Origin of the sequence: Stenotrophomonas chelatiphaga (assembly GCF_001431535.1) — a bacterium.
GTDB classification, from domain to species: domain Bacteria; phylum Pseudomonadota; class Gammaproteobacteria; order Xanthomonadales; family Xanthomonadaceae; genus Stenotrophomonas; species Stenotrophomonas chelatiphaga.
The window spans coordinates 18533-27042 of the sequence record NZ_LDJK01000042.1 but is presented as its reverse complement, the minus strand read 5'-3'; the positions used below and the strand labels follow the sequence as shown (position 1 = coordinate 27042).

Here is an 8510-nt window from a genome sequence, read left to right as displayed (position 1 = left end):
CGGGACACTGTGAGGCAGGAGCCGAACAGTAGCCTACACGGACGTACTTGCGGCGTGTCCCGTGCAGCCTGCCCCGCCCGTGCCCCGCGAAGACACCCCGCGGCGCCACGCTTTTCGCGGTAAACCGAAAAGTGCGAGACAATACAACGCTATCTGTCCCGAACAACCGCACCATGTCCCGACTGCAGTTCCAGCTCCAGACCACTGATGGCCGTGCCCGCCGGGGCCGCCTGACCTTCCCGCGCGGCACCGTGGAAACCCCCGCGTTCATGCCGGTCGGTACCTATGGCTCGGTCAAGGGCATCTTCCCCGACCAGGTGCGTGCCCTGGGCGCGGAAATCATCCTCGGCAATACCTTCCACCTCTACCTGCGCCCCGGCCTGGACGTCATCGCCGACCACGGTGGCCTGCACGGCTTCGCGCGCTGGGACGGCCCGATCCTGACCGATTCCGGCGGCTTCCAGGTGTTCTCGCTGGCGCATCGCCGCAAGATCACCGAACAGGGCGTGACCTTCGCCTCGCCCACCGACGGCGCCCGCGTCTTCCTCGGCCCCGAGGAAAGCATGAAGATCCAGAAGGTGCTGGATTCGGACGTGGTGATGATCTTCGACGAATGCACGCCGTACCCGGCGACCGAAGACGTCGCCCGCCGCTCGATGGAGCTCAGCCTGCGCTGGGCCCAGCGTTCGCGCGATGCCCACGATGCGCTGGGCAACGACGCCGCGCTGTTCGGCATCGTCCAGGGCGGGGTGCATACCGACCTGCGCAGCCGCTCGGCCGACGCCCTGCAGCAGATCGGCTTTGACGGCTATGCCATCGGCGGGCTGGCCGTGGGCGAACCCGAGCATGAACGCAATGCCATGCTGGACCACCTTAATCCGGTGCTGCCGGCAGACCGCCCGCGCTACCTGATGGGCGTGGGCCGGCCGGAAGACCTGGTGGAAGGCGTGGCCCGCGGCGTGGACATGTTCGACTGCGTGATGCCCACCCGCAACGCGCGCAACGGCCACTATTTCACCTCCTTCGGCACGGTGCGCATCCGCAACGCCCGCTACGAGCGCGACATGGACCCGATCGAGCCGGGCTGCGGCTGCTTTGCCTGCAGCGGCGGCTATACCCGCTCCTACCTGCGCCACCTGGACCGCTGCAATGAAATGCTGGCGCCGATGCTGGGCACCCTGCACAACCTGTTCTATTACGAAAAGCTGATGGCCGACATGCGCGCTGCCATCGCCGCGGGAACCTTCGAGGCCTTCCGCGGGTCTTTCTACGCAGCCCGGGGGGCTGCCGTACCGCCACTTTGAGCGGCCGCCCCCTGCCGAAGGGCCCAAGGACGAATCCCTGGGCCCGTGGCATACTTCACGGCTGACACCGATCTGCGGTCGCGCCCGGCCACATGTGGCACCGGAGCGCCGCCCAACCAAAGGACTCCACGATGAACCTGCTTGCTTTCCTGATTCCCGCCGCCCACGCCCAGGCTGCCGGCGGCCAACCGCAGGGCTTCACCATGACCACCCTGCTGTTCCCGGTCATCCTGATCGCCATCATGTACTTCCTGATGATCCGCCCGCAGATGAAGCGGCAGAAGGAGCACAAGGCCATGCTGGAGAAGATCAAGCGCGGCGACGAAGTGCTGACCAACGGTGGCATCGCCGGCGTGGTCACCGACATCGGCGACAACTTCGTCACCCTGGAAGTCGCTGACAACGTGCGCATCCGCGTGCAGAAGGGCGCCGTCGGCAACGTGCTGCCGGCCGGTACCCTGAAGTCGGCTGTCTGATCCACTCCCTTTTCTGAAGCACAACCGCGGCGCCGGGGATGGCGCCGCGCGGGAACCTCGCAATGCTCGAATTTCCACGCTGGAAGTACGTCGTCATCCTGATCGTCCTGGCGATCAGCACGCTGTATGCGCTGCCCAACATCTACCAGAAGGATCCGGCCATCCAGATCACCGCCAACCGCGGCGGCCTGGTGGATTCAGCGCTGCGTGACCGCGTGCTGGCCGACCTCAAGCAGGCCGGCGTCACCCCGATGGCGGCCGAAGTGGAAGGCGACAGCCTGATCGTCCGCCTGCCCGACCTGCAGGCGCAGACCGCCGCCAACGACGTGCTGAAGCAGAGCGTCGGCGAGGATTACGTGGTGGCGCTGAACCTGGCCTCCACCGTGCCGGACTGGCTGTCCAACCTGGGCGCACGGCCGATGACGCTGGGCCTGGATCTGCAGGGCGGCGTGCATTTCGTGCTGCAGGTCGACCAGAAGGCTGCCCTCGACAAGCGCCTGGACGGCTACACCGAAGACGTGCGCACCACCCTGCGTGATGCACGCATTCCCTACCAGTCGGTCGAGCGCCGGGCGGACAACACCATCGTCGCCAACCTGAGCCCGAGCGCGGGCGAGGGTGCCGGCCTGCGTGCCCGTGATGCGCTGTTCAAGTCGCAGCCGACGCTGGGCTTTGAAGTCAGCGGCAACCGCGTGACCGTCAGCCTGCCCGGCGCCGAACTGGACGCCATCGCCAACGGCGCCATCGAGCAGAACGTCAACACGCTGCGCAACCGCGTCAACCAGCTTGGCGTGGCCGAGCCGATCATCCAGCGCCAGGGTGCCGACCGCGTGGTCGTGCAGCTGCCGGGCGTGCAGGACACCGCCGAAGCCAAGCGCATGATCGGTGCCACCGCCACGCTGGAATACCGCGCCGTGGTCGAAGGCAACGCGCAGGACGCCATCACCAGCGGCCGTATTCCGCCGGAAGCCAAGGTCTACCAGCTGCGCGACAACCGCGGCCCGGTGCTGCTGGCCAAGCGCGTGATCGTCACCGGTGACCAGATGGTCGCCGCCCAGGCCACCACCGACCAGAACGGTTCGGCGGCGGTCAGCGTGACGCTGAACAATGTCGGCGGACAGCGCATGTTCGACTTCACCAGCGCCAACGTGAACAAGCCGATGGCGGTGGTGTACACCGAGCGCATCCCCACCGTTGAAACCGTCGATGGCAAGGAAGTGCGCAGCTTCCGGGTCAAGGAAGAGGTCATCTCGGTGGCCAACATCAACGGCGTGTTCGGCAAGAACTTCCAGACCACCGGCCTGGAGAAGCGTGAGTCCGAAGACCTGGCCAAACTGCTGAAATCCGGCTCGCTGGCCGCGCCGATGGACTTCGTGGAAGAAAAGATCGTCGGCCCCAGCCTGGGTGCGGAGAACGTGCAGCGCGGTGTCACCGCGGTGGGCTTCGCCTTCCTGTTCACGCTGGTGTTCTTCACCGTGTACTACCGCATGTTCGGTGTCATCACCTCGGTGGCGATGCTGTTCAACCTGCTGATCGTGGTCGCGGTGATGTCGCTGTTCGGCGCCACCATGACCCTGCCGGGCTTTGCCGGCCTGGCGTTGTCGATCGGCCTGTCGGTGGATGCGAACGTGCTGATCAACGAACGTATCCGTGAAGAGCTGCGTGCGGGCATGCCCGCCAAGGCCGCCATCGTGGCCGGTTATGAAAAGGCATCGGGCACCATCCTCGACGCCAACCTGACCGGCATCCTGGCAGGCGTTGCGTTGTATGCGTTCGGTACCGGCCCGCTGAAGGGCTTCGCAGTGACCATGATCGTCGGCATCATCGCCTCGATGTTCACCGCCATTACCGTTTCCCGTGCCCTTGCAGTGCTGGTCTACGGCCGCCGCAAGAAGCTCAAGACCCTGGCCATCTGACGGGAAAAGGATCGATACCATGAAATTGTTTCCGCTCCACCTGATCCCGAACGACACCAAGTTCGACTTCATGCGCACCCGATGGATCGCCATCGGCATCGCCGCGCTGGTGTTCATCGCCGCCCTCGGCAGCATCATCGGCAAGGGCTTCAACTACGCGCTGGATTTCACCGGCGGTACCGTGGTGGAAGTGCGTTTCGACCGGCCGGCCGACGTCGACGCCGTACGCGAGCACCTGGAGACCGCCGGCTATGCCGGTGCCCAGGTGCAGAGCTTCGGCAGCGGCAGCAACCTGCTGATCCGCCTGCAGCCGCAGGCCCAGGCCGAAGGCGAAAGCGCCGGCGAAGCCAACAACCGCACCGCCGAAGCGGTGCGTACGGCGGTGTCGCTGGAAGGCAATGCCGCCACCGTGCTGTCCTCGGAGTTCGTCGGTCCGCAGGTCGGCAAGGAGCTGGCCCTGAACGGCCTGTACGCCGCGCTGTTCGTGCTGGTCGGCTTCCTGATCTACATCGGTTTCCGCTTCGAATGGAAGTTCGCGGTGGTGGCCATCATCACCACCCTGTTCGACGTGCTGGTGGTGGCAGGCTACTTCTCCTTCAGCGGCCGCGAGTTCGACCTGACCGTGCTGGCCGGCCTGCTGTCGGTGATGGGTTTCTCCATCAACGACACCATCGTGGTGTTCGACCGCGTCCGTGAAAACTTCCGCAGCCTGCGTGTGGAGCCGCTGGAAGTGATGAACCGCTCGATCAACCAGACCCTGTCGCGCACCATCATCACCTCGCTGGTGTTCTTCCTGTCGGTGCTGGCGCTGTACATCTACGGCGGCGGCTCGCTGGAAGGGCTGGCGCTGAGCCAGATGATCGGCGCAGTGATCGGCACCCTGTCCTCGATCTTCATTGCCTGCCCGTTGCTGACCATGGGCGTGCTGGCAGTGACCAAGCAGGACCTGCTGCCCAAGGCCAAGGACGAAGAAGCCCTGGCCCGCCGCCCGTAACAAGGCCGCCGGCAGAAACGGAAAAAGCCGCACGAAAGTGCGGCTTTTTCTTTGCCGTTCTCCTCCCCGCACACGCCACGGGCGGCCTGCTGCCAGCAGAGGGAGCGGCCGGGGCGGGGTGGGACGCTGAGCCGCAGGGATGCGGCGACGCAGCCTACAAGGATGTACTTGCGGCGTGTCCCACCCCGGCCCGGCCGCTGCCTCGGAACCACGCGCTGCATACGCCCCCGTCGGTTGTGCATAATCCCCCCGCACACTACGATTCCAGCGTTTCGTGCACGCGCGCCAGCGCGCGGCACCTGTCCCACACCGAGGTCTCCATGGTCATCAAACCGCGCGTCCGCGGCTTCATCTGCGTCACCACCCATCCCACCGGCTGCGATGCGGCGGTCAAGCAGCAGATCGACTACATCAGCGCCCGGCCGAAGATCGTCAACGGTCCCAAGCGCGTGCTCGTCATCGGCGCCTCCACCGGCTACGGCCTGGCAGCGCGCATCACCGCCGCCTTCGGCAGCGACGCCGCCACCCTGGGCGTGTTCTTCGAAAAGCCCGGCAGCGAAACCAAGCCCGGCAGCGCCGGCTGGTACAACTCGGCTGCGTTCCACAAGTACGCCGGCCAGGCCGGACTGTATGCGAAGAGCGTGAACGGCGATGCGTTCTCCGATGAAGTGAAGGAGCAGGTCATCGCGCTGATCAAGGCCGACCTCGGCCAGGTCGACCAGGTGGTCTACAGCCTGGCGTCCCCGCGTCGCAAGCACCCGAAAACCGGCGAGGTGATCAATTCCACGCTCAAGCCGATCGGCGCGCCGATCACCCTGCGCGGCCTGGACACCGACAAGGTCAAGCTGACCGAAACCCACCTGGAGCCGGCCACCGCCGAAGAGATCGCCGGCACCGTGGCGGTGATGGGCGGCGAAGACTGGCAGATGTGGATCGACGCGCTGGCCGCGGCCGGCGTGCTGGCCGACGGCTGCAGCACCACCGCCTTCACCTATGTCGGTGAAGAGATCACCCAGGCGATCTACTGGAACGGCAGCATCGGCGCGGCCAAGAAGGACCTGGACCAGAAGGTGCTGGGCCTGCGCGAAAAGCTGGCGGCGATCGGCGGCGACGCACGCGTATCGGTGCTGAAGGCGGTGGTCACCCAGGCCAGTTCGGCGATCCCGACCATGCCGTTGTACCTGTCGCTGCTGTTCAAGGTGATGAAAGAGAAGGGCACCCACGAAGGCTGCATCGAGCAGCTCGACGTGCTGTACGACATCCTTTACGGCGGCAAGGCCGACGGCACGGCGGTGGAGCGCCTGCGCCACGACCTGACCGACGCCGATGGCCGCCACGTCGAGCTGATCGACGAGGCCGGCCGCCTGCGTGCGGACTACAAGGAAATGGCGCCGGGCGTGCAGGCCGAAGTGCTGCAGCTGTGGCCGCAGGTCACCGATGAGAACCTGTACGAGATCAGCGACCTGGAAGGCTACAAGGCCGACTTCCTGCGCCTGTTCGGCTTCGGCGTGGAGGGCGTGGACTACGACGCCGACGTGGATCCGGACGTGAAGATCGACAACCTGGTCGACATGACCTGAGTGACGGCCAGCGGCCGTCACTACCGGAGGCACGGTAGCGCCGAGCCATGCTCGGCGAGCGCAGCGGCGTGACGACCAACGGTCGTCACCCACCAAGGCAGAACGCTGACGGCCAACGGCCGCCACTGCCGCCCGGACCTCAACCGAAATCGAACTCCATCCGCGGTAAGGCCTCGCCGACGAACTCGCCCTGCACGTAATCCACGCCTGCGCTGAACAGCAGGGTCATGGAATTGGCGTCGGTGACGAACTCGGCAACGGTGGCGATGTTGGCCGCCTGCGCGCGTTCGGTGATTTCCTTGATCTTGTCGAAGTTCTCGCGCGTGCTCGCCGCGTCGCGGGTGAAACCGCGATCCAGCTTCAGGAACTGCGGCTGGAAATGCGCCAGCAGCTGGAAAGAATCCAGCCCCGAACCGAACTGCTCCAGCCCGATCCGGCAGCCCAGCGGGGCGACCGCCTGCAGGAACTGCTGGGCGTTGCGCAGGTGGGTGAAGACCTTGGATTCCGGGGCATGCAGCCACAGCCGGTCGCCGGGCACGCCATGCGCCTGCAGCTCATCGCGCAGCGTGCTGATCAGCAGCGGATCGGCGAACGATTCCGGGGTGATCTTGACCAGCATGTGGGTGGCATGGCCGGCGCGCTGGCGTTCGCCCAGGATGGCGATCGCACGGCGCACCACCCAGCGGTTGATGTCGGCCAGCAGGCCGTGTTCTTCGGCGATGCCGAGGAAGGCGACCGGGCTCATCAGTTCGCCGTTGTTGTCCAGTCGCAGGTAGGCTTCGTACAGTTCGCGCGACTCGCCCTGCAGGTTCAGCACCGGCTGGTAATGCAGCTGGAAGCCATCGCCGTCCACCGCTTCGCGGATGCGGTTGACCCAGCGCGCGATGCGCTCTTCTTCCACCCGATCGGTGGCGGCCGGGTCGAAGATGCGCACGCTGTTGCCCAGTTCGGCCGCGGCCTGCACGCAGGTGGTGGCACGCGCCAGCACCTGGCCGATGCTGGCGATCTTCTCGCCGACCTGCACGCCGCCGATGCTGACGGTGACCGTGGCCGAGCGCTGGCCGATGCTGAACACATGCGCGGCATAGGCGCTGCGGATGCGTTCGGCCAGGGCCGAGGTATCGGCGAAGGCACCGTCGAGCAGCACCGCGAAGCTGTGCTCGCCGAAGCGGGCCAGCTGCGCCTGGCTGCCGACCGTTTCGTTGAGCAGCGCGGCCATGGAGGCGATCAGCGCGTCGGCCGAATCCAGCCCGATGTCCGGCAGCAGGCGCGCGTAATGATCCGGTTCGACCAGCAGCAGGCCGGAACGGCCTTCGCTGCGGCTGGCCTGGGCCACCGCGTTTTCCACCTGCACCATGAAGGTGGGGCGGTTGAGCAGGCCGGTGACCTGGTCGCGCTGGCGCAGTTCCTCCACTTCGCGGGCCAGTTCGGGGTCCAGTTCCAGCCGGCGGCGGAATACCACCTGCAGGCAGGACTCGCCTTCGTAGCTCGCACTGGTGAATTCCATCGTCGCCGCGAACGCATTGCCATCCTGGTGGCGGGCGTCGATCTGGTACTGCGGCGGCGGCGGCTCGCCCTTGCTCAGGCCCTTGAGCAGCTGCTTGAAGCCTTCCACGTGCTGGGCGGCCACCATGTCGAGCAGCGAAATACCTTCCACGTCGTCGAAGCTTTCGAACCCGAACATTTCCAGGTAGGCATCGTTGGCGCGGATGTGCATGCCTTCATGGATATAGGCGATGGGGTCGCGCGAGGAGGCGATCAGCGCGTCGCAGCGGCGTTCGGTCTCGCGCATCTGCGCCTCGATCCGGCGCAGTCCGCGGCGTGCCTGCAGGTCGACCCACTGGTCGCGCACCACCGCCAGCAGGTGTTCCGGCCGCGGCCGCAGCGCGAGCGCGCGCAGGCCGTGCGCGCTGGCTTCGACCAGCGCATCTTCCTCGATGTGGTCCACCAGCAGGATCAGCGGCACGTCCTTGCCGCTGGCGGCGATCTGCTGCGAGACCTGGGCCAGGCTGATCGACTGCTGCGGCGCGGCCAGTACCAGGTCGATCGGCTGCCCGGCCAGTACCTGCCCCAGTTCGCCCACGTCCTGCGGCCGCGAAGGCCGCACCGCGATGCCACTGTTGCGCAGCGCGCTGACGATCGCTTCAGCGTTCTCGCCGCTGTCATCCACGATCACCAGGCGCAGCGTGATGTCATTCGAGTTCTGCATTCAAAGGCTCCCCAAGCTGCCCATTAGATAC

The 8510-nt window shown here is 66.3% G+C and carries 6 protein-coding genes; 5 read left to right on the top strand and 1 reads right to left on the bottom strand.

The features are described 5' to 3' along the window. The first annotated feature begins 173 nt into the window (after positions 1–173). The 5 genes from tgt (at position 174) to fabV (ending at position 6270) form a co-directional block, all read left to right on the top strand. Entirely contained in the window at positions 174–1304 is a 1131-nt protein-coding gene (gene tgt, locus ABB28_RS09975) for a tRNA guanosine(34) transglycosylase Tgt (protein ID WP_057508479.1), read from the top strand. A gap of 131 nt (positions 1305–1435) precedes the next feature. Next, positions 1436–1780 carry a preprotein translocase subunit YajC gene (yajC, locus tag ABB28_RS09970; RefSeq protein ID WP_042615071.1) on the top strand — a complete coding sequence of 115 codons (345 nt, stop codon included), beginning with the start codon at positions 1436–1438 and terminating at the stop codon, positions 1778–1780. A gap of 62 nt (positions 1781–1842) precedes the next feature. After that, positions 1843–3696: a protein translocase subunit SecD gene (gene secD, locus ABB28_RS09965; RefSeq protein ID WP_057508478.1), complete on the top strand. Its 1854-nt coding sequence runs from the start codon at positions 1843–1845 to the stop codon at positions 3694–3696. A 19-nt stretch (positions 3697–3715) separates the two neighbouring features. Continuing rightward, on the top strand, positions 3716–4690 hold the full coding sequence (secF, locus tag ABB28_RS09960) for a protein translocase subunit SecF (RefSeq protein ID WP_057508477.1): 975 nt from the start codon (positions 3716–3718) through the stop codon (positions 4688–4690). Positions 4691–5010: 320 nt separating this feature from the next. Next, the gene (fabV, locus tag ABB28_RS09955; RefSeq protein ID WP_057508476.1) at positions 5011–6270 is read left to right on the top strand and encodes an enoyl-ACP reductase FabV; all 1260 of its coding nucleotides are present in this window, start codon (positions 5011–5013) and stop codon (positions 6268–6270) included. A gap of 139 nt (positions 6271–6409) precedes the next feature. Here the strand turns inward: fabV and ABB28_RS09950 are convergent, their stop codons facing one another. Next, positions 6410–8479: an EAL domain-containing response regulator gene (locus tag ABB28_RS09950; RefSeq protein WP_057508475.1), complete on the bottom strand. Its 2070-nt coding sequence runs from the start codon at positions 8477–8479 to the stop codon at positions 6410–6412. Positions 8480–8510: the final 31 nt, after the last annotated feature.

Bases quoted from the DNA above. Each gene is read 5' to 3' on its own strand.
- tgt (WP_057508479.1), top strand. From the start codon at position 174: ATGTCCCGACTGCAGTTCCAGCTCCAGACCACTGATGGCCGTGCCCGC.
- yajC (WP_042615071.1), top strand. From the start codon at position 1,436: ATGAACCTGCTTGCTTTCCTGATTCCCGCCGCCCACGCCCAGGCTGCC.
- secD (WP_057508478.1), top strand. From the start codon at position 1,843: ATGCTCGAATTTCCACGCTGGAAGTACGTCGTCATCCTGATCGTCCTG.
- secF (WP_057508477.1), top strand. From the start codon at position 3,716: ATGAAATTGTTTCCGCTCCACCTGATCCCGAACGACACCAAGTTCGAC.
- fabV (WP_057508476.1), top strand. From the start codon at position 5,011: ATGGTCATCAAACCGCGCGTCCGCGGCTTCATCTGCGTCACCACCCAT.
- ABB28_RS09950 (WP_057508475.1), bottom strand. From the start codon at position 8,479: ATGCAGAACTCGAATGACATCACGCTGCGCCTGGTGATCGTGGATGAC.